Annotated in this window: 25 protein-coding genes; 12 read left to right on the top strand and 13 right to left on the bottom strand. The window is 64.9% G+C overall.

What is annotated here, in order from left to right:
- Nucleotides 1–3 precede the first annotated feature (3 nt).
- The 4 genes from hutU to hutI are packed head-to-tail and all read right to left on the bottom strand — an operon-like array spanning nucleotide 4 to nucleotide 5,355.
- On the bottom strand, nucleotides 4–1,695 hold the full coding sequence (gene hutU / locus V6M61_RS16440) for a urocanate hydratase (RefSeq protein WP_332777661.1): 1,692 nt from the start codon (nucleotides 1,693–1,695) through the stop codon (nucleotides 4–6).
- Between the two features lie 41 nt (nucleotides 1,696–1,736).
- Nucleotides 1,737–2,561, bottom strand: coding sequence for an N-formylglutamate deformylase (gene hutG, locus V6M61_RS16445; protein WP_332777662.1), 825 nt, complete (start codon nucleotides 2,559–2,561; stop codon nucleotides 1,737–1,739).
- Nucleotides 2,558–4,105: a histidine ammonia-lyase gene (gene hutH, locus V6M61_RS16450; protein WP_332777663.1), complete on the bottom strand. Its 1,548-nt coding sequence runs from the start codon at nucleotides 4,103–4,105 to the stop codon at nucleotides 2,558–2,560. The genes hutG and hutH overlap by 4 nt, the downstream gene beginning before the upstream one ends.
- Nucleotides 4,102–5,355, bottom strand: coding sequence for an imidazolonepropionase (hutI, locus tag V6M61_RS16455; protein ID WP_332777664.1), 1,254 nt, complete (start codon nucleotides 5,353–5,355; stop codon nucleotides 4,102–4,104). Before hutI ends, hutH begins: the two co-directional genes overlap by 4 nt.
- A 104-nt stretch (nucleotides 5,356–5,459) precedes the next feature.
- Here hutI and V6M61_RS16460 point away from each other — a divergent pair, with 104 nt between their 5' ends.
- Nucleotides 5,460–6,830 carry a formimidoylglutamate deiminase gene (locus V6M61_RS16460; RefSeq protein ID WP_442957795.1) on the top strand — a complete coding sequence of 457 codons (1,371 nt, stop codon included), beginning with the start codon at nucleotides 5,460–5,462 and terminating at the stop codon, nucleotides 6,828–6,830.
- A gap of 44 nt (nucleotides 6,831–6,874) precedes the next feature.
- Complete coding sequence (hutC, locus tag V6M61_RS16465; RefSeq protein ID WP_332777666.1) at nucleotides 6,875–7,597, top strand: histidine utilization repressor; 723 nt, start codon at nucleotides 6,875–6,877, stop codon at nucleotides 7,595–7,597.
- Between the two features lie 41 nt (nucleotides 7,598–7,638).
- Here the strand turns inward: hutC and V6M61_RS16470 are convergent, their stop codons facing one another.
- The 4 genes from V6M61_RS16470 to V6M61_RS16485 form a co-directional block, all read right to left on the bottom strand.
- The gene (locus V6M61_RS16470; RefSeq protein WP_332777699.1) at nucleotides 7,639–7,947 is read right to left on the bottom strand and encodes a c-type cytochrome; all 309 of its coding nucleotides are present in this window, start codon (nucleotides 7,945–7,947) and stop codon (nucleotides 7,639–7,641) included.
- Between the two features lie 97 nt (nucleotides 7,948–8,044).
- Complete coding sequence (locus V6M61_RS16475; RefSeq protein WP_332777667.1) at nucleotides 8,045–8,626, bottom strand: ferritin-like domain-containing protein; 582 nt, start codon at nucleotides 8,624–8,626, stop codon at nucleotides 8,045–8,047.
- Between the two features lie 112 nt (nucleotides 8,627–8,738).
- Nucleotides 8,739–9,437, bottom strand: coding sequence for an RNA polymerase sigma factor (locus tag V6M61_RS16480; protein ID WP_332777668.1), 699 nt, complete (start codon nucleotides 9,435–9,437; stop codon nucleotides 8,739–8,741).
- Nucleotides 9,438–9,524: 87 nt separating this feature from the next.
- Nucleotides 9,525–9,944: a MarR family winged helix-turn-helix transcriptional regulator gene (locus V6M61_RS16485; RefSeq protein ID WP_332777669.1), complete on the bottom strand. Its 420-nt coding sequence runs from the start codon at nucleotides 9,942–9,944 to the stop codon at nucleotides 9,525–9,527.
- Nucleotides 9,945–10,041: 97 nt separating this feature from the next.
- Here V6M61_RS16485 and V6M61_RS16490 point away from each other — a divergent pair, with 97 nt between their 5' ends.
- The gene (locus tag V6M61_RS16490; RefSeq protein WP_332777670.1) at nucleotides 10,042–10,809 is read left to right on the top strand and encodes a metallophosphoesterase; all 768 of its coding nucleotides are present in this window, start codon (nucleotides 10,042–10,044) and stop codon (nucleotides 10,807–10,809) included.
- 28 nt (nucleotides 10,810–10,837) lie between these two features.
- Complete coding sequence (locus tag V6M61_RS16495) at nucleotides 10,838–11,143, top strand: hypothetical protein (protein ID WP_332777671.1); 306 nt, start codon at nucleotides 10,838–10,840, stop codon at nucleotides 11,141–11,143.
- A 320-nt stretch (nucleotides 11,144–11,463) separates the two neighbouring features.
- Here the strand turns inward: V6M61_RS16495 and V6M61_RS16500 are convergent, their stop codons facing one another.
- Nucleotides 11,464–14,637, bottom strand: coding sequence for an ATP-binding protein (locus V6M61_RS16500; protein WP_332777672.1), 3,174 nt, complete (start codon nucleotides 14,635–14,637; stop codon nucleotides 11,464–11,466).
- 133 nt (nucleotides 14,638–14,770) lie between these two features.
- Between V6M61_RS16500 and V6M61_RS16505 the strand changes: the two genes are divergently transcribed.
- Together V6M61_RS16505 and V6M61_RS16510 are read left to right on the top strand one after the other, a co-directional pair.
- A complete protein-coding gene (locus tag V6M61_RS16505; RefSeq protein ID WP_332777673.1) occupies nucleotides 14,771–15,010 on the top strand; it encodes a hypothetical protein in 240 nt (79 codons plus the stop codon).
- Between the two features lie 13 nt (nucleotides 15,011–15,023).
- Nucleotides 15,024–15,389 carry a group I truncated hemoglobin gene (locus tag V6M61_RS16510; RefSeq protein WP_332777674.1) on the top strand — a complete coding sequence of 122 codons (366 nt, stop codon included), beginning with the start codon at nucleotides 15,024–15,026 and terminating at the stop codon, nucleotides 15,387–15,389.
- A gap of 192 nt (nucleotides 15,390–15,581) precedes the next feature.
- Here the strand turns inward: V6M61_RS16510 and V6M61_RS16515 are convergent, their stop codons facing one another.
- Nucleotides 15,582–16,418, bottom strand: a complete 837-nt coding sequence (locus V6M61_RS16515) for an exodeoxyribonuclease III (RefSeq protein ID WP_332777675.1) — start codon at nucleotides 16,416–16,418, stop codon at nucleotides 15,582–15,584.
- 11 nt (nucleotides 16,419–16,429) lie between these two features.
- On the opposite strand from V6M61_RS16515, the gene pyrE reads away from it, so the two are divergent.
- Complete coding sequence (gene pyrE / locus V6M61_RS16520) at nucleotides 16,430–17,170, top strand: orotate phosphoribosyltransferase (RefSeq protein WP_332777676.1); 741 nt, start codon at nucleotides 16,430–16,432, stop codon at nucleotides 17,168–17,170.
- A gap of 9 nt (nucleotides 17,171–17,179) precedes the next feature.
- The gene (locus V6M61_RS16525; protein WP_332777677.1) at nucleotides 17,180–17,851 is read left to right on the top strand and encodes a DUF4124 domain-containing protein; all 672 of its coding nucleotides are present in this window, start codon (nucleotides 17,180–17,182) and stop codon (nucleotides 17,849–17,851) included.
- 272 nt (nucleotides 17,852–18,123) lie between these two features.
- On the opposite strand, the gene gatB is transcribed toward V6M61_RS16525, so the two are convergent.
- From gatB to gatC, 3 genes are read right to left on the bottom strand one after another with little or no spacing between them, the layout of a single operon-like run.
- Nucleotides 18,124–19,602: an Asp-tRNA(Asn)/Glu-tRNA(Gln) amidotransferase subunit GatB gene (gene gatB / locus V6M61_RS16530; protein ID WP_332777678.1), complete on the bottom strand. Its 1,479-nt coding sequence runs from the start codon at nucleotides 19,600–19,602 to the stop codon at nucleotides 18,124–18,126.
- Nucleotides 19,599–21,113, bottom strand: coding sequence for an Asp-tRNA(Asn)/Glu-tRNA(Gln) amidotransferase subunit GatA (gene gatA, locus V6M61_RS16535; RefSeq protein ID WP_332777679.1), 1,515 nt, complete (start codon nucleotides 21,111–21,113; stop codon nucleotides 19,599–19,601). Before gatA ends, gatB begins: the two co-directional genes overlap by 4 nt.
- Nucleotides 21,113–21,412 carry an Asp-tRNA(Asn)/Glu-tRNA(Gln) amidotransferase subunit GatC gene (gatC, locus tag V6M61_RS16540; RefSeq protein WP_332777680.1) on the bottom strand — a complete coding sequence of 100 codons (300 nt, stop codon included), beginning with the start codon at nucleotides 21,410–21,412 and terminating at the stop codon, nucleotides 21,113–21,115. The genes gatA and gatC overlap by 1 nt, the downstream gene beginning before the upstream one ends.
- 250 nt (nucleotides 21,413–21,662) lie before the next feature.
- On the opposite strand from gatC, the gene V6M61_RS16545 reads away from it, so the two are divergent.
- The 4 genes from V6M61_RS16545 (at nucleotide 21,663) to mrdA (ending at nucleotide 26,404) form a co-directional block, all read left to right on the top strand.
- Entirely contained in the window at nucleotides 21,663–22,706 is a 1,044-nt protein-coding gene (locus V6M61_RS16545) for a rod shape-determining protein (RefSeq protein WP_332777681.1), read from the top strand.
- Between the two features lie 50 nt (nucleotides 22,707–22,756).
- Entirely contained in the window at nucleotides 22,757–23,689 is a 933-nt protein-coding gene (gene mreC / locus V6M61_RS16550) for a rod shape-determining protein MreC (protein ID WP_332777682.1), read from the top strand.
- Nucleotides 23,686–24,204 carry a rod shape-determining protein MreD gene (gene mreD / locus V6M61_RS16555; protein ID WP_332777683.1) on the top strand — a complete coding sequence of 173 codons (519 nt, stop codon included), beginning with the start codon at nucleotides 23,686–23,688 and terminating at the stop codon, nucleotides 24,202–24,204. Before mreC ends, mreD begins: the two co-directional genes overlap by 4 nt.
- Before the next feature lie 157 nt (nucleotides 24,205–24,361).
- Nucleotides 24,362–26,404, top strand: coding sequence for a penicillin-binding protein 2 (gene mrdA, locus V6M61_RS16560; protein ID WP_332777684.1), 2,043 nt, complete (start codon nucleotides 24,362–24,364; stop codon nucleotides 26,402–26,404).
- Nucleotides 26,405–26,840 lie beyond the last annotated feature (436 nt).

The raw sequence follows: 26,840 nt of genomic DNA on the forward strand, positions 1-26,840 counted from the left end.
GGTTTACAGAATGCCCGGCAGGTTCAAACCCTGCTCGCGTGCGCAAGCTAGGGCAATGTCGTAGCCGGCATCGGCATGGCGCATGACGCCGGTGGCCGGGTCGTTCCAGAGCACGCGCTCAATGCGCTTGGCCGCCGCGTCGCTGCCGTCGCAAACAATCACCACGCCGGAGTGCTGCGAATAACCCATGCCGACCCCGCCGCCGTGGTGCAGCGAAACCCAGGTGGCACCGCTGGCGGTGTTGAGCAGGGCGTTGAGCAGCGGCCAGTCGGACACGGCATCGCTGCCGTCGCGCATCGCTTCGGTTTCGCGGTTGGGGCTGGCCACCGAGCCGGAGTCCAGGTGGTCGCGGCCGATCACGATGGGCGCCTTGAGCTCGCCGTTCTTGACCATCTCGTTGAAGGCCAGGCCGGCGCGCTGGCGCTCACCCAGTCCAATCCAGCAGATGCGGGCCGGCAAGCCCTGGAAGGCGATGCGCTCGCCCGCCATGTCCAGCCAGCGGTGCAGGTGGGCATCCTGCGGGAACAGCTCTTTCATCTTGGCGTCGGTCTTGCGGATGTCTTCCGGATCGCCGCTCAAGGCGACCCAGCGGAACGGGCCCTTGCCGCGGCAAAACAGCGGCCGGATATAGGCGGGCACGAAGCCGGGGAAGTCGAAGGCGTTTTTCACACCCTGGTCGAGTGCCACCTGGCGGATGTTGTTGCCGTAATCCACCGTCGGCACGCCCATCGCCTGGAAGGCCAGCATGGCCTGCACGTGCACGGCGCAGCTCCTGGCCGCCGCATCGCGCAGCGCGGCATGCCGGCTTGAGTCGGCCTGTGCGGCCTGCCAGTCATGGACGCTCCAGCCGGCCGGCAGGTAGCCGTTCACCAGGTCATGCGCGGAGGTCTGGTCGGTCACCAGGTCGGGCCGGATGCCGCCCGCCTTGGCCCGCTTGACCAGCTCCGGCAAAATCTCGGCCGCATTGCCGAGCAAGCCGATGGACACGGCCTTTTTCTCGCGGGTGTACCTGGCGATGCGTGCCAGCGCGTCGTCGAGGTCCGTCGCCTGCTCGTCCAGGTAGCGCGAGCGCAGCCGGAAGTCGATGCGGCTTTGCTGGCATTCGATATTGAGCGACGAGGCGCCGGCAAAGCTCGCCGCCAGCGGCTGGGCGCCGCCCATGCCGCCCAGGCCGGCCGTGAGAATCCAGCGGCCCGCCAGGTTACCGCCGAAGTGCTGACGCCCTGCTTCGACGAAGGTCTCGTAGGTGCCTTGCACGATGCCCTGGCTGCCGATGTAAATCCACGAGCCCGCGGTCATCTGGCCGTACATCATCAGGCCCTTGCGGTCGAGTTCGTCGAAATGCTCCCACGTGGCCCATTTCGGAACCAGGTTGGAGTTCGCAATCAGCACCCGCGGTGCATCGGCATGGGTGCGGAACACGCCCACCGGCTTGCCCGACTGGATCAGCAGGGTCTGGTCGTCTTCCAATGTTGTCAGGGCCTGCACGATCTGGTCGTAGGATTTCCAGTCGCGCGCGGCGCGGCCGATGCCGCCGTACACCACCAGATCGCCCGGCCGCTCGGCCACCTCCGGGTCAAGGTTGTTCATCAGCATGCGCAGGGGCGCTTCGGTCAGCCAGCTCTTGGCGGACAGCTGGCTGCCTCGGGCCGCGCGGATCACACGGGAATTGTCGGTGCGTGAAAGCTTGGTCATGAAAGTCTCCTGGGAAATTGGGCGTAATGAGGGGAAATGAATCAGAGGGTGGCGCGCGCCCAGTCAAGCGCTGCCTGCAGGACCTGGCGCAGGGTGTCCCGGGTGCGGCTGGCGGCAACCGGATCGAAGGCCGTGGGCCAGTTGTTCTGCGTGGGCGGGCCCTCGGGCTCCGGCATGTAGGCACGGCAGGCCATTTCCATCTGCAGGGCATGAAGGCCTTGCGCCGGCTGCCCGTGGCTGCGGGTGATCCAGCCGCCGCGAAAGCGGCCGTTGACCACATGGCTCTGGCCGCTGCCCTGCAGCACCTCCTGCACCTGCGCCGTGAGCTGGGCATCGGCACTGGCGCCGCTGTTGGTGCCCAGGTTGAACACCGGCAACACGCCGTCGAACAACCGGGGGATCACCGAGCGGATCGAGTGGCAGTCGTACAGCACGACACGTGGGTGCTGGGCGCGCAGGCGCGCCAGCTCGGTGTTCAAGGCCGCATGGTAGGGGTCAAAAAACTCACCGCGGCGGGCCTCGATGTCCGCATCCGTCGGTTCGTTGCCAGGCGGGTACAGCGCCTCGCCATCAAAGGTGGTGCTGGGGCACAAGCCCGTGGTGGCCTGGCCCGGGTAGAGCGACTGCCCCGACGGATCGCGGTTGACGTCGATCACGGAGCGGGAAATCCGGGTGCGCACCACGGTGACGCCCAGTTCGGCGGCAAAGCTGTAAACCTCGGGAATCCACCAGTCCGTATCGCGACGTGCCAGCCAGGGCGACACGAAGCGGGATTCCAGCCCGGCCAGCTCCGTCCCGGCGTGCGGCATGCTCAGCAGCAGTGGCGCGTCGCCGCGCACGACGCTCAGCCAGGCGGGCAGCGTCATGCCAGCGCTCCGGCAATGTCGGGCAGGGCCACCTGGGATGCGGCTTGCGCGATGGCGCCGCTGCGGACCAGGGCAATGGCCTTTTCCAGGTCCGGATGGAAGTGGCGGTCGTCTTCGAGGTGGGGAACCTCGTTGCGCAGCAGCTGGCGCACCGATTCCAGCGCCTTGCTCGACACCAGGGGCAGGTGAAAATCGCAACCCTGCGCCGCGGCCAGCAGCTCGATGCCAATCACCGCGGTGGCATTTTCCACCATGGGCATGAGGCGGCGTGCGCCGTGGGCGGCCATGGAGACATGGTCTTCCTGGTTGGCCGAGGTGGGGATGGAGTCGACGCTGGCCGGGTAGGCGCGCTGCTTGTTTTCGGAGACCAGGGCTGCCGCCGTGACCTGGGGGATCATGAAGCCCGAGTTGAGTCCGGGGCGCGGCGTGAGGAAGGCCGGCAGGCCCGACAGGGCCGGGTCCACCAGCATCGCGATGCGGCGCTCGGCCAGCGAGCCTATCTCGCACACCGCCAGCGCAATGATGTCGGCGGCAAAGGCCACCGGCTCCGCATGGAAGTTGCCGCCCGACAAGGCCTCGCCTTCGGCCGTGAAGATCAGGGGGTTGTCGGAGACGCCGTTGGCTTCGGTCTCGAGCACGCCGGCGGCCTGGCGCAGGATGTCCAGGCAAGCGCCCATGACTTGCGGCTGGCAGCGCAGGCAGTAAGGGTCTTGCACGCGTTCATCGCCGCTCAGGTGCGAAGCGCGGATCGGGCTGCCGGACAGCAGGCCGCGCAGGGCGTTGGCGGTTTCAATCTGGCCCTGGTGGCGGCGCAGCTGGTGGATGCGTGCATCGAAAGGTGCGTCCGAACCACGCGCCGCGTCGGTCGACAGGGCGCCTGTCACGAGCGCCGAGCGCAGGAGCACCTCGGCCTCAAACAAACCGGCCAGCGCATTTGCCGTGGAAAACTGCGTGCCATTGAGCAGGGCCAGACCTTCCTTGGGTCCCAGCACGACCGGTGCCAAGCCGGCTTGCGCCAAGGCCTCGGTGGCGGGCAGGCGGCCGGCAGCCGTGAAGGCCTCACCGACGCCGATCATGACGGCCGTCATGTGCGACAGCGGCGCGAGGTCGCCCGAGGCGCCCACTGAACCCTGTGCCGGCACCACCGGAATCACGCCGCGCGCCAGCATGGCTTCCAGCAGGGCCAGCGTGGCCGGCTGTATGCCCGAGGCGCCTTGCGCGAGGCTGGCGAGTTTGAGTGCCATCATGAGCCGGGTGACGGCCAGGGGCATGGGCTCGCCCACGCCGGCCGCATGCGACAGCACGATGTTGCGCTGCAGCCGCTCCAGATCGGCGGACTCGATGCGCACGCTGGCCAGCTTGCCAAACCCGGTGTTGATGCCATACACCGGCTCGCCGCGCGCCACGATGCGGGCGACGGTGTCGGCGCTGGCCTGCACCCTGGGGCGGCAGGCCTCGTCGAGCTGCAGCATGGCGCCGCGGTAGATGGCGCGCCACTGCGCCAGCGGCGTGGCACCAGGGGTGATGGTGATGGGTGGGGTCATTGTCCTCTCCAGATACGTTGGTAAAGCGGGTTAAAGCCCATGCGGTAGACGAGCTCGGCCGGGGTGTCGATGTTCCAGATCGCCAGATCGGCCCATTTGCCGGCTTGCAGCGTGCCGGTTTCCCCGAGCAGGCCCAGCGCCCGGGCCGCCTCGCGGGTGACACCGGCCAGGCATTCATCGACCGTCAGGCGAAACAGCGTGGCGGCCATGTTCATGGTCATCAGCAGCGAGGTCAGGGGGGAGGTCCCCGGATTGGCATCGGTGGAGACCGCCATGGGCACGCGGTGGCGGCGGAAAAGCTCCACGGGTGGTTGCTTGGTTTCGCGAATGAAGTAATAGGCCCCGGGCAAAATCACGGCGACGGTGCCGGCCGCGGCCATTGCCGCCACACCGGCTTCGTCGGTGTGTTCCAGGTGGTCTGCCGACAGGGCGCCAAACCGGGCGGCCAAAGCCGCGCCATGCAGGTTGGACAGCTGGTCGGCGTGCAATTTGACCGGCAGGCCCAGCGCGCGGGCCGCGCTGAATACCCGGGTCATCTCCTCCGGCGAAAAGCCTATGCCTTCACAAAAGCCATCGACCGCGTCCATCAGGCCTTCGGCGGCCAGTGCCGGCATCATCTCGTGCACCACGCGGGCTATGTAGGCGGATTTGTCCCCGGCCGCTTCGGGTGGCAGGGCATGCGCACCCAAAAAGGTGGTCCGGATGTTCACGGCCCGCTCTTGCCCGAGTCGCCGTGCCGCACGCAGGGCCTTGCGCTCATTGATCAAGTCCAGGCCGTAGCCCGATTTGATTTCGACCGTCGTGACCCCTTCTGCCAGCAGGGCGTCCAGCCGGGGGAGGGTTTCCTGCACCAGTGCCTCTTCAGTGGCAGCCCGCAAGGCCTTGACCGACGACACGATGCCGCCGCCAGCCCGCGCCAGTTCTTCGTAGCTGGCCCCGCGCAGGCGCAGCTCGAACTCGCGCGCGCGGTGGCCGGCATGCACCAGATGCGTGTGGCAATCGATCAGACCCGGTGTGATCCAGCGCCCGGCGCAATCGGTCACTTCCCCGGCGGAGGCGATGGCGGGCGGCATGGCGTCTTGCGGGCCGGCATAAACAATGCGGCCGCTGCGAACCGCCACGGCACCCTGCGTCACCACGCCCAGCCCATCGCCGGCCATGGTCAGCAGGTTCGCGTTGCGCCAGAGCCGGTCGCAGGGCTGGGTCAAGTCCTGCGTGGACGTGGGCTGGGAAAAATCAGGGGGCGACATGCAGATTGTGCTTTGAAATTCTTTCGATAGCTGTTAATGTATAGACATATAAAATTTTTTGCAAGCGACGCTCAAAATATCTTTGTTAAATCCGCATAAGGGTTATGGGTATGGACTTTATTTACGCCGACAACGCGCTCACCAGCCAGGGCTGGCAGACACGGGTGCGCCTGGGGCTGGAGCAGGGGCGCATTGCCACCCTGCAGACGGGTGTGGAGGCGGGCGCCGATGACGAGCGCCATGCCATCGTTCTGCCCGGCATGCCCAATCTGCACAGCCATGCGTTTCAGCGCGGCATGGCGGGTCTGGCGGAGGTGCGCGGGCCGGGGGCGGACAGTTTCTGGAGCTGGCGCGATCTTATGTACCGCTTCGCCTTGTCCATGACGCCTGACCAGTTGCAGGCCGTGGCTGCGCAGCTTTATGTCGAGATGCTGGAAGCCGGCTACACCCGTGTCGCTGAATTCCATTACCTGCACCATGACCCGCAAGGCAAGCCCTATGCCGACATCGCGGAAATGGCCGGGCGCATAGGCGCTGCGGCCGCTCATTCAGGCATCGGGTTGACGCTGCTGCCGGTGTTTTATGCACACGCCGGTTTTGGTGGCCAGGCGGCGAACCCGCAGCAGCGCCGCTTTGTCAACAGCGTGGACAGCTACGCCCGATTACACGAAGGCGCCGGGCAGGCCCTGCGCGCGCTGGAGGGGGCCGTCGTCGGCGTGGCGCCGCACAGTTTGCGGGCCGTCACGCCGCAGCAGTTGCAGGCGGTCACGGCACTTGCCGGGTCGAACCCGATTCATATTCATATAGCCGAGCAGCAAAAAGAGGTGGACGACTGCATCAGCTGGTCAGGGGCCCGGCCTGTGCAGTGGCTGCTGGACCATGCGGCGGTCGATGCGCGCTGGTGCCTGGTGCATGCCACGCACACCACGCCGCAGGAGCTGGTCGCCATGGCGGGCAGCCAGGCGGTGGCCGGTTTGTGCCTGGTGACCGAGGCCAATCTGGGTGACGGTATTTTTGATGCACCCAGCTTTGTTGAGGCGGGTGGGCGCTATGGCATTGGCACGGACTCCAACGTGCAGATTGGCGTGGCGGAGGAGTTGCGCCTGCTCGAGTACTCGCAGCGGCTGGCACGGCAGGCGCGCAATGTGATGGCCCGCGCAGGCAGCGAGACCGGCCAGAGCCTGTTCGAAGCGGCCCTGGCCGGCGGCTCGCAGGCGCTCGGCGTGGCCGCCGTCAATGGTGTCTATGGTTTGGCGCCGGGCGCCAGCGCCGACCTGGTGTCATTGAACGCCCGGCATCTGGCGCTGGATGGCTGCAGGCCCGAGCAGGTTTTGAGCGCCTGGATATTCACCGGTCATTCACTGGTGGACTGTGTGTGGGCGGGCGGGCGCAAACAGGTGGCTGGCGGACGCCACCTGCAGCGCGAAGCCATCGAGCAGCGCTTTCGGACGGCCATGAAAGCGTTGCGGGCCTGAGGCTCTCTAACCGTTTCGATCTGCGGGCATACTCTTCAAGCAAAATGGATAAGAACACGTCTACCTCGCTGCACCAGCGCATCCTGTCCGAGATCGAGCAACGCATCCTGTCCGGGAAATGGCCTTTGGGCCATCACATTCCGTCGGAGGTGGACCTGGCTGCCGAGTACCAATGCTCGCGGATGACCGTCAACAAGGTGCTGACCCAGCTGGCCCGTTCAGGCCTGATAGAACGGCGCCGCAAGGCGGGCAGCTTTGTGATGCGCTCGCAGTCGCGCTCGGCGGTGCTGGAGATCCAGGATATCCGGACCGAGGTGCAGGCGCTGGGCCTGCCCTACCATTACGAAATCACCCAGCGCGAGAAACGGCGCAGCCTGCGCGCCGACCGCGAGAGCCTGGTGCTGAACGAGGCCGGCCCAGTGCTGGAGCTGACCTGCCAGCATTACGCCGGCGAGCGCCCGTTCTGCCTGGAGGTGCGCCTGATCAACCTGCTGACCGTGCCGGAGGCCGTCCACGAAAGCTTTGCGGACGAGGCGCCGGGGGCCTGGCTGGTAGGCCGGGTGCCCTGGACTTCGGCGGAACACCGCATTCGTGCCGAAGGCGCCAGCGACGCGACGGCCAAGGCGCTGAAGGTGCGCAAAGGCAGCGCCTGCCTGGTGATCGAACGGCGCACCTGGAGCAGCGAGCAGCCGGTGACGCATGTGCGCCTGATTTATCCCGGTGAAGGCCGGGAACTGGTGGCCCGCTTTTCGCCCTCGCAAAGCTGATACCCCGGAGTCCGCTTTGCCGCAAGTGGAGCGGCGCCCCTTCACGGACAGCTTTTGCCGGGCCGGGTGGCCTGCTTCAAGTAGGCCATCAGGTCCGCGCGCTCCTGCGGATCGGCCACACCCGAATAGCCCATGGAGGTTCCCGGCACGGTCTTGTCAGGGTTGGCAATGAAGCGGTCCAGTGTTTTCTCATCCCATACCAGGCCGGAGTTCTTTAGGGCGGTGGAATACACAAAGCCGGCGAGCGTGCCGGCCTTGCGGCCGAACAGCCCGCAGTGCCGCGGGCCGGCCCGGTCATATTCCAGTGCATGGCAGGCAAAGCAGCGGCTGTAAATCTGCTCGCCGGCCACGGCATTGCCCTTGACCGGCGCCGCATGGGCCGCCCCGCTGAGGGTGGCCGCGCAAAAGAAAAGCACCCAGGTACAGCGACGCACTGCATCACCGCCTTCACGACATGAAGGCTACAGGCACCGGGTCCTCACCCAGGGCGTTGCGCAGAATCGCCCAGTGCATGGCCTCGTCGCCCAGAATGCTGGCCGCTGCCTTGGCCAGATCGCGATCGCCAAACACCGGCACGGCGCCGAGGTAGGCGCTCACCGCGCCTTTTTCCAGCATGGCCGCAAAGCGCAGAACATCGGCCTGGCTTTTGAGTTTGTCGACCGGAAACTCGTACCTGGCTTTGGCCGTGACGGGCTTGCCGCCGAGCTTGCTGACAACCGACGCCAGCAGGGTGGCATGCTCTTTGTGGTGCCCCTGAAACTGCACCGCCAGATCCAGCACCGGTTTTTGCAGCAGGCCGCTTTCGGCGCTGACCTGGTAGGCCGCTATGGCCTCGAGTTCCGCGCCCAGCGCCGTGTTCAGGATGCCGACATCTTTTTCGGGCGATTTGGTTTTGTGGCTGGTGGCCAGGCTGTCGCGGCCGGCCAGCATGGCGATGGCCGCGCCCGACAGGATGAGCCCCGAGCCCTGGATGAGGCTGCGACGGTTGGTCAGGATGTCTTCACCGTGACGAATAAAACTGAATGACATGATGTGCTCCAAAGCGTTGAGAAAATCGGAAAAGCGCAGAGCAAAGGCGTCCCGCAAGTCATCTGCGCTGAACATGACTTGAGGAAAAAAGGGGGAAAAGGAAATGGGCCGGTCAGGGTCCTGGTGTGTCACGCAGGGTCTGCATGACGCGGTGAACAATGCGGTCGCAGCGGGCCCCTTCGAAGGCAAAGGCGTCCTGCAGGCCCGCCTTGACGTCCCGCAGCAGGGACAGCCGCAGCATCTGGCGGGCGCGGAAGAAACGGGTTTTGACCGAAGCGGGTGAGATCTCCAGGCACAGCGAGGTTTCTTCCACGCTCAGCTCTTCGAGGGCGCGCAGCACAAACACCGTGCGGTAGTCGTCGGGCAGGTGGTCTATCCGGGTTTCGAGCAGTTGCCTGAGCTGTCCGCGCATGGCCAGGTCCTCCGGCGTTTCCGAGAGCAGGGATTCGATGGCGTTGAAAGCGGCCTGGTTGTCCATGTCAAAAGCCGTGTCCCCTTCCAGACGCTGACCCGCGCCGCGCTGCCGGCGTTTGCGGCCCAGCGCCTCATTGATGACGATGCGCGTCAGCCAGGTGGACAGTTGCGCCGTGCCGCGGTAAGTTTTCAGGGCGACAAAAGCGCGCAGATAGGCTTCCTGCAAGGCGTCCTCGGCATCACTGTCCACGTGCAAAATGCTGCGGGCCACCCGGAACAGGCGACGGTTGTGCGTGCGCATCAGGCGTTCGAAAGCCTGCAGATTGCCCGCGGCAAGCTGTGTGATCAGTGCCTCCGGCTCAGTGCTCACCGGATCGGCGGTTCCTGGGTTCTCCACGCAAATCACCTGGTTGGTTGGTCATATTGCATTAGATGGCTGGCCGCGCCAGAAGGTTACAGATGGTTTTCAGGTATCGGGCCGGCATTACTCCGGGCTGAACGCCTTGAGGTCAGGCATGAAAAATTCGCCTTGCAGTGACTGCAGCTCGGCCTGGTGCAGGCTGGCCAGTTGCGTCAGGCACTGGTTCCCTTTCCGGGTCAGCGTCACTTCCACGCGCCGTTTGTCCTCGCTGCTGCTGGTGCGTTTGACCAGGCCCGCGGCTTCACAGCGCGAGACCAGCGACACGACACCGTGCTGCTGCGCCTGCAGGCGCTCGGCGAGTTCGCCCACGGTGGCCCAGTCCCGGCCCGGAAAGCCCTTAATCTGCAGCATCAGCTGGTACTGCAAGGCCGTGATGCCATGGCTGCGGGTGACTTCTTCGCTAAAACGCAGAAAGCGCCGCAGCTGATAGCGGAAATGGGCCAGCCGCTCGAAGTCGGCTTTGGACATGTTGGGCGTAGGCATTTAACGGTGGTTTCTTGACGCTTCATATATATCACAATATGATGTAATTATTCAACCAGGGACAAACCAGCGCACCGACTGTTTTAGAGCCGCGTTCATGAAACTCAACATCCTGTCTGACCTGCACTTGAGCCGCGGCAGCCTGGAGATTCCCCAGAATGACGCCGATGCCGTGATCCTCGCCGGAGACATCGCTCGCCCGCTGGAAGCCGTTTCATGGGCGTTCGGCTTTGGCAAGCCGGTGCTCTATGTGCCCGGCAACCATGAGTTCTATGGCGGCTGCATGGCAGAAACCGTGGATGAGCTCAAGCAGCTGTGCGAAGGAACCAGCATTCGCGTGCTGGACAAGGATGAAACCATTCTCAACGGAGTGCGCTTTCTGGGCGCCACGCTGTGGACCGACTTCAGTTTGCCTGGCGACGCCGCGCAGCAGGCCGCGGCGAAACAACAGGCGCTCGCCTTCATGCGCGATTTCAAGCTCATCCGTGCGGACGAGGCGCCGGACCGGACCTTGACCCCTGACGACACCGTGGCATTGTTCAAGCAGCATGCGGCCTGGCTCGAAAACCGTCTGAGCCGGCCGCATGATGGGCCCACCGTCGTGATCACCCACCACGCGCCATCGCGCCAGAGCATTCACCCGAGGTTTGCAGGCTCGCCGCTGAATGCTTGCTTTGTCTCCGACCTGGAGCGCCTGATGGACGGGCAGCGCGTGCAGCTCTGGGTTCACGGCCATACCCACGACAGCTTTGACTATGTGCTCAAGGGCACGCGGGTGGTGTGCAACCCACGCGGCTACGCCAAGGACGGGGTCAACGAAAACCCCTTGTTTGATAGCAATTTCCTGGTTGAACTGGACGCGTGACAGCGCGTCCAAACCTTGGGCCAAGTTCATGAACACCTGGTTTTCAAAATCGTTGGGGGATGCGATCTGGGCCTTCACCCAGACCGGACAGATTGAAACCCTGTTTCCGCCGCTGTTTGCGGCGGCGGGCGGCCCGGTCGGGATGGCGGTGTTTACGCGGTATGAATCGGAAGGGCGACTTCAGTGCGAAGTCCTTGCCTATTTTTCGCCGGCAGCCGCTGAGCTCGCACACCGCGTTGGTGCGCAGCCTTGTCAAAAGCCTTCCCGTCAGGCCCTGGACCTGCTGGCCGGGGCGCCAGGCTGCTGGGCCGTGCTGTTCCCCGGTTCTGAATAAAAATGGCTCTAGGTAGTGTCGATATTGTGCAGGTAGCTATGTTTTCAATAGCTATTGAGACTGCCATAAATCATGACAGGCAACTTACTCCCGTTCGCCCTGCGCTTGGTCGTTGGGCTTCGACAGGCTCAGCCTGAACGGTGTGGTGTCATGAATTACGAAAACATCAATAGGTTCAACTCAACGAAGCGACGCGATCGGACCCAGCTGCCTGCAAGGGCTCGAACGGCCCGCAGGCTCCTGGGTTATCCGATATGAATCTCGAAATGTCGAAATACGGCGGTCCAACGGGGTGCGCGCACCACCGACCACGACGCACCTCAATCTGCCTCTCTGGCCAACTGCTCGCAACGCGCCACGTCCAGCGGCTGGCCCGCTTCACGAAAGCGCGCCGCTGCCGCGGTGAACCTGCTGGCGGCAGCCACACGCCCGGACCCGCTCGCGGCTTCGATGTGACCGAGCACTTCATCGTGGGCCGCATACCAGGCTGGCAGACGCATCACCACGTTGGCCAGGTAAGCACATTGCTCCTCATGCTTGTGCGCCAGTTCAAGTTCACCGGCACGCGCAGCGGCTATGGCTGCCGGCACGGCAAAGGTGATGCGGCATCCCGGGCAGGTCTCCAGCGGTCCGCGCACCGAAGCACAGGCGTCCTCCATCACATGCAAGGCCGCGCCTGGGTCGTGGGCATACAGGTTGATGCGCGTGCCGTAAATGCGGTCGAGCAGATGAAAGCCGATGTCGGTCTGGCGAGCGATGTCCAGCGCTTCATCAATCAATGCGCGTGCCTCGTCGCGCTGTCCTTCGTGCAGCGCGACCTCGGCCAGCCGTTGCAGTGACAAGGCCTCGCCGACGGGGCCGCTGATGGCCCGATGCAGCCGGGCGCCCTCGCGCAGGTGGCGTTTCGCCGACGCCAGATCGCCGGCCAGCCACTCGGCCTCGCCCCGCAGCGTGGTGCCGAAGGCGTGTCCACGAGCAGCACCCAGCCGGCGTGCCTCGGTGGCAATGGCATCGGCAAAGGCAATGACTTCCCCATAGGGGCGCGCGCCGTAGAGGAAACGCTGGGTGATGCAGAGGTGCCCGTCGAACACGCGCACGGCCAGGTGCGGAGCGTGGCTGGTTTCCTGCAGGTCGGCCCAGACGCTGCGATGCAGGTCGCCCCGCGCGTGGGCCGCCGCGGCCTGCGCCCAGGACGCGATCACCAGCGAGGTGGTGTCACCGGATTCGAGCGCCAGCCGCCTGGCCACGGCCGATTTCTCGGTGCCCACGGCCGGGTCGGCCACGCCCAGTGCCGCGGCACCGCTCCAGGCCAGCGCCTCGCAGAGCCGACCCTCCACCGAGGTCGGGTGTACGCCCTCCAGCGCCAGCAGCGCGCCCTTTGGATCGCCCAATTTCACCTGCGCCAGCGCCGCTTTGGCCCGCAGGTCGTGGCTGGTGGGCTCATCGGCGGCAGCTGCCGCCAACCGGTAGGCGAACAAGGCGGCCGGATCGCCCTGCGCGTCCAACGCCTCGGCCCTCAGACGCAGCGCCTCGGCATGGCCGGGTTCACGCTCTATCAACGGCGCCAACTGGTGCAAGGCGTCGGCAAAGGCCGCCAAGCGCATCGCCTCGCGCGCGCTTGCCAGCAACCAGGGCACAGCCTCGCGCGGTTGGCCGCCGGCCAACCAGTGTCGTGCGATGGCGCCCGGCGCGGCATCGCGCTCGGCCATGGCCGCAGCCACAAGCCGGTGCATCTTGAGCCGTCGGTGAGGAGGCACCTGGCCGATGAGCGCCTGGCGGACCAACTCGTGACGGAAGCGCAAACGACTGTCCGACACAACGAGCACACCCTCGGCCAGCGCGGCGTCGACGGCGGGAAAGACCGGCACCTGTGCCTGCTGGGCCAGGGCCTCCAGCGTGGCCGCGTCGAACTCATCGTCGCTGACGGCCAACCAGCGCAGCAGGTTCAGGGCGTGATCGGGCACGTCGCACAGCCGGGCGGTGATGGCATCGACCGCGCTCGCAGGCAGGTGCGACCTCCCTCCTGTAGCGGCACACCGCGCCAGCTCGATGGCGGCAAACGGATTGCCTTCGGCCATTGCGACAATGCGCATCAGTACGTCATCGGCGGTGGGTTCGGCCACCGTTCGCTCCACCAGGCGCCGTGCCTCCTCCATGGCCAGGGGCTCGACATCGACCAGCTGCAACACGTCGGCGCGCTGTAGCCGTGCCACGCCGCGCGCCAGGACCGACCCCTCGGGCAGCGGCCTTAGAGTCATCAGCAGGCAGACCGGGGGCCCGGCCATGGCCAGCTGCAGCAGTACATCGGCATCCGAGTCCTCCACCAGGTGCGCATCGTCGATCTGCAGCAGCAAGGCCGCGTCTTCGGCTGCGGCCAGCAGCAGGCGCCGGATCGCGCCCACCACCTGGTGTCGACTCAACGGGCCTGGCAACTGGCCGGCGGGCGCGGCCAAAGGGGTGAGCTCGGCAAGCACCGAGCGCGCCGGCGCACCGATGCGATCCATCCGCGCCCTGTCGTCCAGGATGAGGCGTTCGGCGATGGCGGCCACGAGTCCATAGGTCCGCCCGGCCTGGGTGGCATCGACACGAAGCGCCACCCAGCCTCGGCTGCGTGCCTGCGATTCGGCCTCGCGGCACAGCGCGCTCTTGCCGATGCCCGCTGGCCCGCGCAGCACGATGCCACCCGGCCGCTGCGAGGCAGGCATCTGCAGCCATCCCGCCAATTGCGCCAACTCGACCGCACGGCCCACGAAGGCCGGCCCCACCGAAGGCAGACCAGCGATGCAACGGTTGTACAGCGCCTGCGTCTGGGCATCGGGCCCCATTCCCAGCTCCTGCTGCAAGGCTTCGCGCAGGTGGGCGTACCAATGCAGGGCCGTGGCACGGTTACCCGCATCCAGCGCCTGGCGCATCAGCGCGCGGTGGGCTGCCTCGTCGGTGGGCTCCAGTTGCGCCAGGCGTTCCCACTGGGCGCTGGCGCGCAACAGCTCCAGGCACCGGGCCCGCAAGCGCTCCCGCGCTGACTCGGTCCAGGCCTCATACCGCGAGCCTGGCAACAGGTCGCCCGAGTAAAGGTCGATGGCATCGGCACAGGCGGCGGCATCTTGCTGTCGCAAGGACTGTACCGCCGAGTGCTCAAAGGTGTCGGCATCGACCTCTACGGTGCCGGCCGGCCACAACACCAGTTCGCCGTCCTGCAACGCGATCGCGTCGTGCCGGCCGAGGGCCTGCCGCGCGTGGTGCAAGGCCTTGCGCAGGTTTGCCGCGCCGGCGTCGGGTTCCAGTTGGGGCCACAAGGCGTCAATGACCAGATCGCGCGTAGCCCGCTTGCTCGGCTGCAGGCTCAGCAACTGCACCAGATGAGTGGCGCGCAAGCCGGGCCACCGGTCGGCAGGCAAGTCGACGCCGTCCACGGCCACCGCAAAACGGCCGAGCAAGTGCACGTCCAGCCGGGCAGGCGGATTGACGGCCAAGGCGGTCGAGGCGGCGTCCATGCGGGGCAGTATGTCACCCGCTGGGCATGGCGACAAGTATCAGTCGCCCCGGGAACGTTTCAGGAACACCCGACCGCGATACTTGGCTTCCCACAGGTCCATACCGGCCTGCAACCCACGCAAGGAGCACCCCATGGCCACCCAACTGCTGATCTTTTCCCTGCCCACCCAGGGACAAGCCGTCCTGAGCTTGTCCGAGCCGTTGACCCGCGAGTCGCTGCCGGGCCTGGAGTTGGTGCTAGCCCAGGCAATTGAAAAGCTGCGCCGCGAGGTGTGCGACGTGGCGGCCGCACCGGGTGAGCTCGAGTACGCGTCTTGGACGCCGCTGCAACGGCATTGCAACCAGCCCCACCACCCTCTCAATGACGCCTGAAGGACCACAGACCATGAATACCACCACCTTGTACGACCGCCTGGGCGGGCACGAAGGCATCGCTCGGATCACCCGCGAGTTGATGAAGAACCACTTGGCCAATCCGCTGGTGAAGACCCGCTACGAGCACAGCGAAGACCTGGCGCGCGTCGAAAAGCGCGCGGTCGAATTCTTCTGTGCGGGCGCCGGCGGGCCAGAGACCTACAGCGGCCAGGACATGCTGACCACGCACCGCGGCATGAACATCAGCGAACAAGAGTTCATCACCGTCATCGACGATGCCATGGACGCGCTGGAAACGTGCGGCATCGACGCGCCGACCCGCAACGAGGTACTGGCCATCCTCTGGTCGCTCAAGGGTGAGGTCATCCGCGTTTGAGGCGCAGCCCTGTCAAAAGCCTTCCTGTCAGGCCCTGGACCTGCTGGCCGGGGCGCCAGGCTGCTGGGCCGTTCTGTTTCCCGATTCTGAGTAAATAAGGGCTATGGCCTTTGTAAATATTGCGCAGACAGCTATGTTTTTAATAGCGAATTTCGGCTTCCTGGGGCCAGCGTCGGACAGCTCTTGCCCGGGTCACAGCGCAAATTCGTAGTCCACGCTCATGGGCGCGTGGTCTGAAAAGCGCTGCGCCTTGTAAATATGCTCCCTGCGCGCCAGCGCCGCAAAGGCGGGCGTGGCCAGGTGGTAGTCCAGCCGCCAGCCCACGTTCTTGGCATAGGCCTGGCCGCGGTTGCTCCACCAGGTGTAGGCCTCGTCGGTGGCCGTGGGTTGCAGTTGGCGGTACACGTCGATGAGTCCACCACCCGGGGCGGCAACGCCCGCGGCCGGCGCTCCATCGCGCAGCAGCTCGGTCATCCAGGCGCGTTCTTCGGGCAGGAAGCCGCTGTTCTTGCGGTTGCCCTTGAAGTTTTTCAGGTCGATCTCCTGGTGCGCGATGTTGATGTCGCCACACAGCACGAAGTCGCGCTGCGCCTTCAGGGCCGCTAGGTGCGGGTAAAACTCATCCAGGAAGCGGAACTTGGCGGCCTGCCGGTCCTCGCCCGACGAGCCGCTCGGGAAGTAGCAGCTGATGATGGACAGTTTGGGCGTGTGCTTGCGGCCCGGGCGGTCAAAACGCAGCTCCACGTAGCGGCCTTCGGCGTCAAATTCGGTCGAGCCGCAGCCCACGATGACGTCGCTGGGCTCGTGGCGCGTGTACACCGCCACGCCCGAGTAGCCTTTTTTCTCGGCAAAGTGAAAATGCCCCTTGAGGCCCGCCAGGCTTTCGAAGCGGCCGCTCACATCGGCGGCTTGCGCCTTGAGTTCCTGCACGCAAATACAATCAGGCAGGGACTGGGCAACCCAGTCTTCCAGGCCTTTGCTGGCGGCAGAGCGAATCCCGTTGAGGTTGAGGCTGGTTAATTTGAACAAGGACATCTCCAATGAGCACGGCAGGGCAGACAGACAACAAGGGCCAAACAGCGGCGGCAGAGACTGCGGACAGCGGCCTGGCCCAGGAATTCGTGCAGTTTGCCGTCGAATCGGGCGTGCTGCGTTTTGGCGAATTCAAGACCAAGGCCGGGCGCCTGAGCCCTTACTTTTTCAACGCCGGCCTGTTTGACGATGGCGCCAAGCTGGGCCGCCTCGCGCAATTCTATGCGCGCTGCCTGCTGGCCGAGGAAAAGCGCAGCGGCCTGCAGTTCGACATGATCTTCGGCCCCGCCTACAAGGGCATTCCGCTGGCCGCTGCGGTGGCCATCGAGCTGGCGCGCCTGGGCCGCAACGTGCCCTTTGCCTACAACCGCAAGGAGGCCAAGGACCATGGCGAGGGCGGCACGCTGGTGGGTGCGCCGGTCAAGGGGCGCGTGCTGATTGTGGATGACGTGATGTCGGCCGGCACGGCGGCGCGCGAGTCGATTGCCATCATCAAGGCCGCCGGGGCCGTGCCGCACGCCGTGGCCATTGCGCTGGACCGGCAGGAAAAAGCCACCGAAAACGGCCAGGATGTGGACTACAGTGCCGTGCAATATGTCACGCGGCAACTGGGCTTACAGGTGTGCGCGATTGCCCGGCTGACCGACTTGCTGCAGTATCTGGCCGAGGGGGATGCTTCACAAGCCGGTTCACTGAAGACGCATTACCAGCGCGTGCTGGCGTACCGACAACGTTACGGCGTTGATTGAGGATTCAAATTGCTGTTCAAACGATCCCTTGAGCTGAGTTTCGCCGCGGTGGCCTGCCTTTGCGGTGCGGCTGCGGCCCAGGGTATTTACAGCTGCACCGACGACAAAGGCCGGAAAATCACGTCCGATCGCCCGATCATGGAATGCCTGAACCGCAACCAGCAGGAATTGACGCCGACGGGCCGGGTCAAGCGCATCGTGGTGCCCACGCCCACCGCGCAGGAGCTCATCCTGCAGGAAGAAAAAGACAAAGCCGAGGCCGAGGCACGCGCCCGGCAGGCCGAAGAAAAACGCCGTGACCGCGCCCTGCTGCTGCGCTATCCAAGCAAGGCCGTGCACGACAAGGAGCGCGTGGAAGCCCTGGCGCAAATTGATGAGGTGATCAAGGCCTCGACCAAGCGCACCATCGAGCTGGCCGCGCAGCGCAAGGCGATTGAGCTGGAGTTCGAGTTTTACCAGGCCGACCCCGGCAAGGCGCCGCCAGCCCTGAAACGCCAGCGCGAAGAGAACGAGACCAGCGTGGGCGTGCAAAAGCGCTTCATTGCCGAGCAGGACCTGGAAAAGAAACGCGTCAACCTGCGGTTTGATGAAGAGCTGGTCAAACTCAAACAGCTTTGGGCCCTGGCGGCCCGGCCACCGGCCAGTGCGGCCAGCGCCGCCCCTGCGGCTGCCAAAAAGTAATTACCCAGCAGTCCGTAACGAAGGCGGCGCTGGCCATGCTGTCATTCTGAGCAACGCGAAGAATCTTGCCTGCATACCGGGATCCTTCGCGGAGCCTGTCCTGAGCGCGGGCTAAGGGCTCAGGATGACAATGTATGTCGCACTACTTTCAGATTACTGAGTAAACAAGCAATCAAATCAAAAAACAGTGCTGGCCCTTGCTGGTATTGCGAAACCAGCTATCTCTTTGATAGCTGGTTGCGCGAAGGCGCGGGCCGCACCTTCGCCCAGGCTCAGCCCAGTTGCTTCCTGAGCAGCTCGTTGACCTGCGCCGGGTTGGCCTTGCCCTTGGTGGCTTTCATGGCTTGGCCGACCAAGGCGTTGAAGGCCTTGGCATTGCCGGCTTTCACCTCTTCGACGTTTTTGGCATTGGCCGCCAGCACCTCGGCGATGATTCTTTCCAGCTCGCCGGTGTCGCTCATCTGCTTGAGGCCTTTGGCCTCGATCAGGGCGTCCACCTCGCTGTCTTCGCCGGTCCACAGGGCGTCAAACACCTGCCGGGCCGCGTTGTTTGAAATCGTGCCATCGGCAATTCGGCTGATCAGCTGGCCCAGCTGCAATGCGCTGACGCTGGACGCCGCGATGCCTTTGTCCTCGGCATTGAGGCGGCGCGAGAGCTCGCCCATGACCCAGTTGCTGGCCAGTTTGGGCTGTTGGCAGGCTTTGACGGTGGCTTCAAAGTAAGCGGCCACGGCCTTGCTTTGGGTCAGCTGGCCGGCGTCGTACTCGGGCAGTCCATAGTCGGCCACAAAACGCGCGGCCATCACGCGCGGCAACTCGGACATGGCGGCTTTGACTTCTTCCACCCACTGGCGTGAAACCACCAGCGGCGGCAAATCGGGATCGGGGAAGTAGCGGTAGTCGGCAGCGTCTTCCTTGGTCCGCATGGCCCGTGTCTCGCCGGTGTCGGGGTCAAACAGCACGGTGGCCTGCTCGATGGCGTGGCCGTCCTCTATCTGCTCGATCTGCCAGCGCACTTCAAAGTCAATCGCCTGCTGCATGAACTTGAAGCTGTTCAGGTTCTTGATCTCGCGGCGCGTGCCCAGCGGGGCGCCGGGTTTGCGCACCGAGACGTTGGCATCGCAGCGGAAACTGCCTTCCTGCATGTTGCCGTCGCAAATGCCGATCCAGGTGACGATTTTGTGCAGCTCCTTGGCGTAGGCCACGGCTTCGGCGGACGAGCGCATGTCGGGCTCGGTGACGATCTCCAGCAGCGGTGTGCCGGCACGGTTCAGGTCGATGCCGGACTGGCCGATGAAGTCTTCGTGCAATGACTTGCCGGCATCTTCTTCCAGGTGCGCGCGCACCAGCCGCACCGATTTTTTCTCGCCGTCCAGAAAAAACTCCACGGTGCCGCCCTGCACCACCGGAATCTCGTACTGGCTGATCTGGTAGCCCTTGGGCAGGTCCGGGTAGAAGTAGTTCTTGCGCGCGAACACGCTGCTTTCGGCAATGTGGGCGTTCACCGCCAGGCCGAACTCGATGGCGCGCTGCACGGCCCCCTTGTTCATCACCGGCAGGGCGCCGGGCAGGGCAAAGTCCACCGCAGAAGCTTGCGTGTTGGGCTCGGCCCCAAAGGCGGTGGAGGCGCGGCTGAAAATCTTCGATTGCGTGGTCAGCTGGGCGTGGGTCTCAAAGCCGATGACGACTTCGTAGCCATTTACCAATTTGTCCAGCAGGGGTCGGGTTTCCTGGTTCATGTTGTTGCTCATGCTGCACCTCCGGCCAGGCCCGGCTTGCGCTGGTGCCAGTCGGTGACGAGCTGGAACTGGTGGGCCGCGCCCAGCAGCTGGGCTTCCTTGAAGTAGTTGCCGACCAGCTGCAGGCCCACGGGCATGCCGCCTTCGCCAAAACCGGCGGGCACACTCATGCCGGGCAAGCCGGCCAGGCTGGTGGACAGGGTGTAAATGTCGGCCAGGTAGCTGGCCACCGGGTCGTCGGATTTTTCGCCGATCTTCCACGCCACGGTGGGCGAGACCGGTCCGGCGATCACGTCGCACTGCTGGAAGGCTTTCTGGAAGTCTTCGGCAATCAGGCGGCGGATTTTCTGCGCCTTGAGGTAGTAGGCGTCGTAGTAGCCGTGCGAGAGTACATAGGTGCCGATCATGATGCGGCGCGTCACCTCATCGCCAAACCCTTCGGAGCGCGACTTTTTGTACATGTCCTGCAGGTCGCTGTAGGTGGCTGCTCTGTGGCCGTAGCGCACGCCGTCAAAGCGGCTCAGGTTGCTGCTGGCCTCGGCCGGGGCGATCACGTAATAAACCGGAATCGACAGCTCGGTCAGCGGCAGGTTCACGTCGACCAGCGTGGCGCCCAGTTTTTCAAACTCGGCCAGCGCGCCGCGCACGGCCTTGAGCACATCGGGCGAGCAGCCGGCGCCAAAAAACTGCGTGGGCAGCCCGATTCGCAAGCCTTTTAGGGGTGTAGTCCCCGTATTTTGTGCGCCTGCAGCTATCAAATCAGTAGCGTAATTGGTCGCCGGCAGGTCTAGCGAGGTCGAGTCGCGGTCGAGGTCGGGGCCGGCCATGGCGGACAGCAGCAGGGCGCAGTCGGCGGCCGAGCGCGCCATCGGGCCGGCCTGGTCCAGGCTGGAGGCAAAGGCCACCATGCCATAGCGCGAGCAGCGGCCATAGGTCGGCTTGATGCCGGTGATGCCGGTCAGCGCGGCGGGCTGGCGGATCGAGCCGCCGGTGTCGGTGCCGGTCGCGGCGGGTACCAGGCGCGCCGCCACCGCGGCGGCGGAGCCGCCCGAGGAGCCGCCCGGGATGCGGCTTAAGTCCCAGGGGTTGTGCACCGGCTTGTAGGCGCTGTTGTCATTGCCCGAGCCCATGGCGAATTCGTCGCAGTTGAGCTTGCCCAGCGTGACCATGCCGGCCCCCCCGGCGGCAACCCCCAGCTTGCTGACCACGGTGGCGTCAAACGGGCTGCGGTAGTTGGCCAGCATTTTCGAGCCGGCCGTGGTGGGGAAGTCGCGCGTGACAAACACATCCTTGTGCGCCAGCGGCACGCCCAGCAGCGGCGTGCGTTCGCCGGCGGCCAGCCGCGCGTCGGCGGCCCGCGCCTGGGCCAGCGACACGTCGGCATCGGTGGCCAGAAAAGCGCCCAGACTGTCTTGTTGCCGGATGCGGGCCAGGAAGTGCTGCGTGAGCTCCACGCTGGAGACTTCGCGGGCGGCGAGTTTGGCGGCCAGCTGGGCCACGCTCAGGTCGTGCAAATCACTCATTATTCGATCACCTTCGGCACGAGGAACAGGCCGCGCTCCACCGCCGGCGCGCTGACCTGGCTGGCTTCGCGCTGGTTGGGCTCGCTGGCCACGTCGTCGCGCAGGCGCAAGGCCACTTCGCCAATCACCGCAGCGGGGTGGGCCAGCGGCTCCACGCCGTCGGTATTGACGGCTTTCATCTGCTCCACCAGGGCGAAAAAGCCGTTGATCTGGCTCAGGGTGCGTTCGGTTTCGTCGGGGCGCAGCTCAAGCCTGGCCAGATGGGCCACGCGTGCAATGTCTTGGGGTGTCAATGCCATGGGTAAATTTGAGGGAAAAACAGAAGCTGAAACCAGGTGTAAAGGTGAAAAAACGGCCAGTCAAGGGCCAATGATTCACAGGGGATGCGGTATTATCCCGCCTTTGGTGTGAAATCAGGACCCATTGCACGCTTTAGGCGCTTTTTAAACACTTGAATCAAGACTTTGGATCGATCTCGACCCCTATCGACAATCATAAAAGGCGATGGAACAACGAAGTGTGTTCCGTGCCCCAACTGGACTCCTGACTATGTTTGAATCTTTCCGCCGGTACTTTTCCACCGACCTGGCGATTGACCTTGGTACTGCCAACACCCTGATTTTTGTACGTGACCGCGGCATTGTGCTGGATGAGCCTTCCGTTGTCGCCATCCGCCACGAAGGCGGCCCCCAGGGCAAAAAAACCATCCAGGCCGTGGGCCATGAGGCCAAGGCCATGCTGGGCAAGGTGCCCGGCAACATCGAGGCCATCCGCCCGATGAAAGACGGCGTGATTGCCGATTTCACCGTGACCGAGCAGATGCTCAAGCAGTTCATCAAGATGGTGCACCCGCGCAGCCTGTTCAAGCCCAGCCCCCGCATCATCATTTGCGTGCCTTGCGGCTCCACCCAGGTCGAGCGCCGCGCGATTCGTGAAAGCGCCCTGGGCGCCGGCGCCAGCGATGTCTACCTGATCGAGGAACCCATGGCCGCAGCGATCGGCGCCGGTTTGCCCGTCAGCGAAGCCAGCGGCTCCATGGTGGTCGACATCGGCGGCGGCACCACCGAGGTCGGCGTGATCTCGCTTGGCGGCATGGTCTACAAGGGCAGCGTGCGTGTCGGCGGCGACCGTTTTGACGACGCCATCATCAACTACATCCGCCGCAACTACGGCATGCTGATCGGCGAGCCGACGGCCGAGGCCATCAAGAAAAACATCGGCTCGGCCTTTCCCGGCTCCGAGGTCAAGGAAATGGAAGTCAAGGGCCGCAACCTGTCCGAAGGCGTGCCGCGCAGCTTCACGATCTCGAGCAATGAAATCCTCGAGGCCCTGACCGACCCGCTCAACAACATTGTGTCGGCCGTGAAAAACGCGCTGGAGCAGACGCCGCCCGAGCTGGGCGCCGACATTGCCGACCGCGGCATGATGCTGACCGGTGGCGGCGCGCTGCTGCGCGACCTGGACCGCCTGCTGGCCGAAGAAACCGGCCTGCCGGTGCTGGTGGCCGAAGACCCGCTGACCTGCGTGGTGCGCGGCTGCGGAATTGCGCTGGAGCGCATGGACCGTCTGGGCTCCATCTTCACCTCGGAATAACCACCCCCCTGTGCAGGCCCCGTTCCGCGGGGCCCGCGTGACGGCGAACCATGCCCTTAGGAACACTCGACAGATCCCCGCCGCCCATCTTCAAACAGGGGCCGTCGGCGCTGTCCAAGCTGATGTTTTTCAGTGCGCTGGCACTGTTCCTGATGGTGGCCGACACCCGCTTTCGCATCACCCAGCCGATCCGCTCGGCGTTGGCCACGGTGCTGTACCCGGCGCAATGGCTGGCCCTGTTGCCGGTGCGCGCGGTGCAAAACAGCGGCGAGTATTTCACCACCCTGAACCAGGCCAAGATCAACAACGACGAAGCCCGCAGAAAGCTCGCCCTGCAATCGATGCGGGCCGGCCAGGTCGAGCAGCTGACGCTGGAAAACAGCCGCCTGCGCAAGCTCCTGGAACTGCGCGAGCAGCTGGCCACTGCGCTCATGGCGGCCGAAGTGCTGTATGACACGGCCGATCCCTACACGCGCAAGGTCATCATCGACAAAGGACAGACGCACGGCGTGGACCTGGGTTCGCCGGTGATCGACGAGTCCGGGGTGCTGGGGCAGGTGACGCGTGTCCATCCCCTGGCCAGCGAGGTGACGCTGGTGATTGACCGCGATCTGGCGATCCCCGTGCTCAATGTGCGCACCGGCGCGCGCAGCGTGGCCTATGGCGACGCCAGCCTGTCGGGCGGCGGGCTGGAGCTGCGCTTCATGGGCAGCAACGCCGACGTGCAGCAGGGCGACTTGCTGACCACCAGCGGCGTGGACGGTGTCTACCCGCCGGGCCTGCCCGTGGCCCGGGTGGACCGGATCGAGCGCCGCGCCGAGTCGGCCTTCGCCCGGATTTACTGCAGCCCCAAGGCGCTGGTGGAGGGGGCCCGGCATGTGATGGTGGTCAAGCCGCTGTCGGGACAGATTCCCCCGAACCCGGAAGAAACGCCGGCCAACACGCCGGCCAGCCGCCCGGTCAAGAAAGGAGCGCAGAAATGATCATGCCTTCAGGCCAGCAGCTGCTGCTGCCCGCCAACCCGGTGTTTATCTGGTGCAGCCTGATCGTGGCGCTGCTGCTGGACATGCTGCCGCTGGGGCGCGTGCTCTGGATGCCCGATTTTCTGATGCTGGTGCTGGTGTTCTGGAATGTGCACCAGCCGCTGCGCATCGGGATTGGAGTGGCCTTCATGTTCGGCCTGGGCGTGGATGTGCACCAGTCGGCACTGCTGGGCCAGCATGCCCTGGCCTACACGACGCTGAGCTTTCTTGCCACCATGATCCACCGCCGTTTGCTCTGGTTTTCGGTGCCCTCCCAGGCGCTGCAGGTGCTGCCTTTGTTTCTGGTGGCGCATGGCGTCGAGCTGATCATCCGCATGATGGGCGGTGCTGCGTTCCCGGGCTGGACCATGCTGCTCGCGCCTCTGGTCGAAACCCTGCTCTGGCCGGTGGTCAGCGTGATTTTGCTGGTGCCCCAGCGCCGGGCGCCCAACCCGGATGCGGACAGGCCTCTATGAAGCCCCCACGGTCGCTCGCTTCGCGTAGCTCCCTGCCCCCCGGGGGGGGCGCTGCGCCTGCGGCCCGGCTAAGCCGGTTCCGCGGCCCCTGCTGGTCTGGGGATTCGGCGCGCTTTGCAAACGGGGCGCTTATCGTGCGGCGCCGGGTCCGATTGGCATGACTGAGCTCAGAAACGTCGAAGCCGATCTTTCGCGCTTTCGTGCCCGGGTGCTGGTCGCCAGCGTGGTTGTGCTTTGCTGTTTTGTGCTGCTGGCCTTGCGGCTGGCGTACCTGCAGGTGATTCGCCATGACGACCTTAACGGGCAGGCCGAAAGCAACCGCACCGCCATTGTTCCCATCGTGCCCAACCGCGGCCTGATCCTGGACCGCAACGGGGTGGTGCTGGCAACCAACTACTCGGCCTACACCCTGGAAATCACGCCGGCCAAGGTCGACAACGTCGACGCCACCATTGAAGCGCTGGCGCGCCTGGTCGACATCCAGCCGCGTGACAAGCGGCGCTTCAAGAAGCTGCGCGAAGAGACCAAGAATTTTGAATCGCTGCCCATCCGTACCCGCCTGACCGATGAAGAGGTGGCGAAATTTGCCGCCCAGCGTTTCCGTTTCCCCGGCGTGGACATCAAGGCACGGCTGTTTCGCAGCTACCCCCACGGCGAGCTGGGCAGCCATGTGATCGGCTACATCGGGCGCATCAACCAGGCTGAAAAATCCACCATGGAAGACTGGCCCGATGATGAGCAGGCCAACTACAAGGGCACTGACTACATCGGCAAGCTCGGGGTGGAGCAGAGCGTTGAAAAGCAGCTGCACGGCCATACCGGTGTCGAGCAGGTGGAGACCTCGGCCGGTGGCCGCGCCGTGCGCAAGCTGGCCAGCAGCCCGGCCACGCCGGGCAATACCGTGATGCTGTCGCTGGACATCGGCCTGCAAAAACTCGTCGAAGACATGTTTGGCGAGCGGCGTGGTGCGCTGGTGGCGCTGGATCCGAAAACCGGCGACGTGCTCGCCTTTGTGAGCAAGCCCACGTTCGACCCCAACCTGTTTGTGGACGGCATAGACACCGAGAGCTGGCAGGCGCTCAATGAGTCGATCGACAAGCCCTTGCTGAACCGTGCGCTGCGCGGCACTTACCCGCCGGGCTCCACCTACAAGCCTTTCATGGCGCTGGCCGCCCTGCAGACGGGCGCCCGTTCGCCCACCGCCCTGATCAACGACCCCGGTTTCTACATGTTTGGCGGCCGCCGCTTTGGCAGCCCCGAAAACGAGAAAGGCGGCATCATGGACATGAACCGCGCCATCGTGGAATCCAGCAACGTGTATTTCTACTCACTGGCCAACGAGATGGGTGTGGATGCCATGCACGACTTCATGAAACCTCTGGGTTTTGGCCAGATCACCGGCATCGACATCAACGGCGAAGTGCGCGGGGTGCTGCCCAGCCAGGCCTGGAAACGCGGCTATTTCAAAAAAACCGAGCAACAAAAATGGTTTGCGGGCGAGACCATCTCACTGGGTATCGGGCAGGGCTACAACAACTTCACCATGCTGCAGCTGGCGCAGGCCACCGCCGTGCTGGCCAACAACGGCATCAAGCGCAAGCCGCGGCTGGTCATCGGCACGCAGGACTCGGTCACGCGCGTGATGCATTCGCTGCCGCTCGCTCCGGCTGAAGATCTGGGCTACAAGCCCGAGAACGTGGCCATTGTGCGCAAGGCCCTGGTGGGCGTTGCGCAGGGAGGAACTTCGGCCAGGGTATTTGCCGGGGCGGGCTATCTGAGTGGGGGGAAAACCGGTACGGCCCAGGCCGTGAGCATAGCCGCGAAAGGAAAATACAACAGTGCCAAGATGGAAGAGCACCAGCGTGACCACGCCCTGTACATTGCCCTGGCGCCTGCTGACGATCCCAAAATCGCGCTGGCCGTGATTGTGGAAAATGCTGGCTGGGGCGCCGGTTCGGCCGCGCCTATTGCCCGCAGGGCATTTGATTACATGCTGATGGGCCAGTACCCCAGCGAGGAAGACATGGCCGCCGTGCAAAAAGGGCTGGCCGGTGCGCCCATTGGCAAGCCCCGCAAGGCGGCCGACGTGCCGGGTCTGCCTGGCACTCCAGCGCCGGCGGCCTCGGCCCCTGCCGCCCCTCCAGTCTCTGTCGCCAGCCGTCCGCTGGCGACAGAGACTGGGGATAAAAAGAGGTTTTGACGCAGTCTGGTCATGCGCTGACAGCTATCTTTAAACCTAGAAACCGCAGTTGACCGCTCATTTTCCGCTGGCCGGGCCGCATGAAGACACACTTATTCGCTCACGCACGAGTTCGCCTTTTGGGTGGCAGCGCTACGCACCCGATTGAGCCGCCCTGGCGCGCGCTGGCCGCGTTGCTCCTCCTTGCGGACAGCAGTCCGCAGCGTCGTGCGCAGCGAAGGGCCGCCCCCGAGCAAGCACAACCCCCTCGGGGGGGGCAGCGCAGTACGCGAAGCGACAAGCGTGGGGGCTCCCGCACGCCTTGCCAGCCCACCCCATGACGGCCCACTCGGGCGCGTCCAACTGCGGTTTCTAGGTTAAAAATAACATGGCGATTTTTTTTGGGGGCTGAGGCCATGCCCTCTGCAGCCGACACCGCCTGTCGGGCTCCCGGGGC

It is taken from the genome of Polaromonas sp. (assembly GCF_036676035.1).
In the GTDB taxonomy this organism is placed as follows: Bacteria; Pseudomonadota; Gammaproteobacteria; order Burkholderiales; family Burkholderiaceae_C; genus Polaromonas.

Bases quoted from the DNA above. Each gene is read 5' to 3' on its own strand.
- hutU (WP_332777661.1), bottom strand. From the start codon at position 1,695: ATGACCAAGCTTTCACGCACCGACAATTCCCGTGTGATCCGCGCGGCC.
- hutG (WP_332777662.1), bottom strand. From the start codon at position 2,561: ATGACGCTGCCCGCCTGGCTGAGCGTCGTGCGCGGCGACGCGCCACTG.
- hutH (WP_332777663.1), bottom strand. From the start codon at position 4,105: ATGACCCCACCCATCACCATCACCCCTGGTGCCACGCCGCTGGCGCAG.
- hutI (WP_332777664.1), bottom strand. From the start codon at position 5,355: ATGTCGCCCCCTGATTTTTCCCAGCCCACGTCCACGCAGGACTTGACC.
- V6M61_RS16460 (WP_442957795.1), top strand. From the start codon at position 5,460: ATGGGTATGGACTTTATTTACGCCGACAACGCGCTCACCAGCCAGGGC.
- hutC (WP_332777666.1), top strand. From the start codon at position 6,875: ATGGATAAGAACACGTCTACCTCGCTGCACCAGCGCATCCTGTCCGAG.
- V6M61_RS16475 (WP_332777667.1), bottom strand. From the start codon at position 8,626: ATGTCATTCAGTTTTATTCGTCACGGTGAAGACATCCTGACCAACCGT.
- V6M61_RS16485 (WP_332777669.1), bottom strand. From the start codon at position 9,944: ATGCCTACGCCCAACATGTCCAAAGCCGACTTCGAGCGGCTGGCCCAT.
- V6M61_RS16490 (WP_332777670.1), top strand. From the start codon at position 10,042: ATGAAACTCAACATCCTGTCTGACCTGCACTTGAGCCGCGGCAGCCTG.
- V6M61_RS16495 (WP_332777671.1), top strand. From the start codon at position 10,838: ATGAACACCTGGTTTTCAAAATCGTTGGGGGATGCGATCTGGGCCTTC.
- V6M61_RS16500 (WP_332777672.1), bottom strand. From the start codon at position 14,637: ATGGACGCCGCCTCGACCGCCTTGGCCGTCAATCCGCCTGCCCGGCTG.
- V6M61_RS16505 (WP_332777673.1), top strand. From the start codon at position 14,771: ATGGCCACCCAACTGCTGATCTTTTCCCTGCCCACCCAGGGACAAGCC.
- V6M61_RS16510 (WP_332777674.1), top strand. From the start codon at position 15,024: ATGAATACCACCACCTTGTACGACCGCCTGGGCGGGCACGAAGGCATC.
- pyrE (WP_332777676.1), top strand. From the start codon at position 16,430: ATGAGCACGGCAGGGCAGACAGACAACAAGGGCCAAACAGCGGCGGCA.
- gatB (WP_332777678.1), bottom strand. From the start codon at position 19,602: ATGAGCAACAACATGAACCAGGAAACCCGACCCCTGCTGGACAAATTG.
- gatA (WP_332777679.1), bottom strand. From the start codon at position 21,113: ATGAGTGATTTGCACGACCTGAGCGTGGCCCAGCTGGCCGCCAAACTC.
- gatC (WP_332777680.1), bottom strand. From the start codon at position 21,412: ATGGCATTGACACCCCAAGACATTGCACGCGTGGCCCATCTGGCCAGG.
- V6M61_RS16545 (WP_332777681.1), top strand. From the start codon at position 21,663: ATGTTTGAATCTTTCCGCCGGTACTTTTCCACCGACCTGGCGATTGAC.
- mreC (WP_332777682.1), top strand. From the start codon at position 22,757: ATGCCCTTAGGAACACTCGACAGATCCCCGCCGCCCATCTTCAAACAG.
- mreD (WP_332777683.1), top strand. From the start codon at position 23,686: ATGATCATGCCTTCAGGCCAGCAGCTGCTGCTGCCCGCCAACCCGGTG.
- mrdA (WP_332777684.1), top strand. From the start codon at position 24,362: ATGACTGAGCTCAGAAACGTCGAAGCCGATCTTTCGCGCTTTCGTGCC.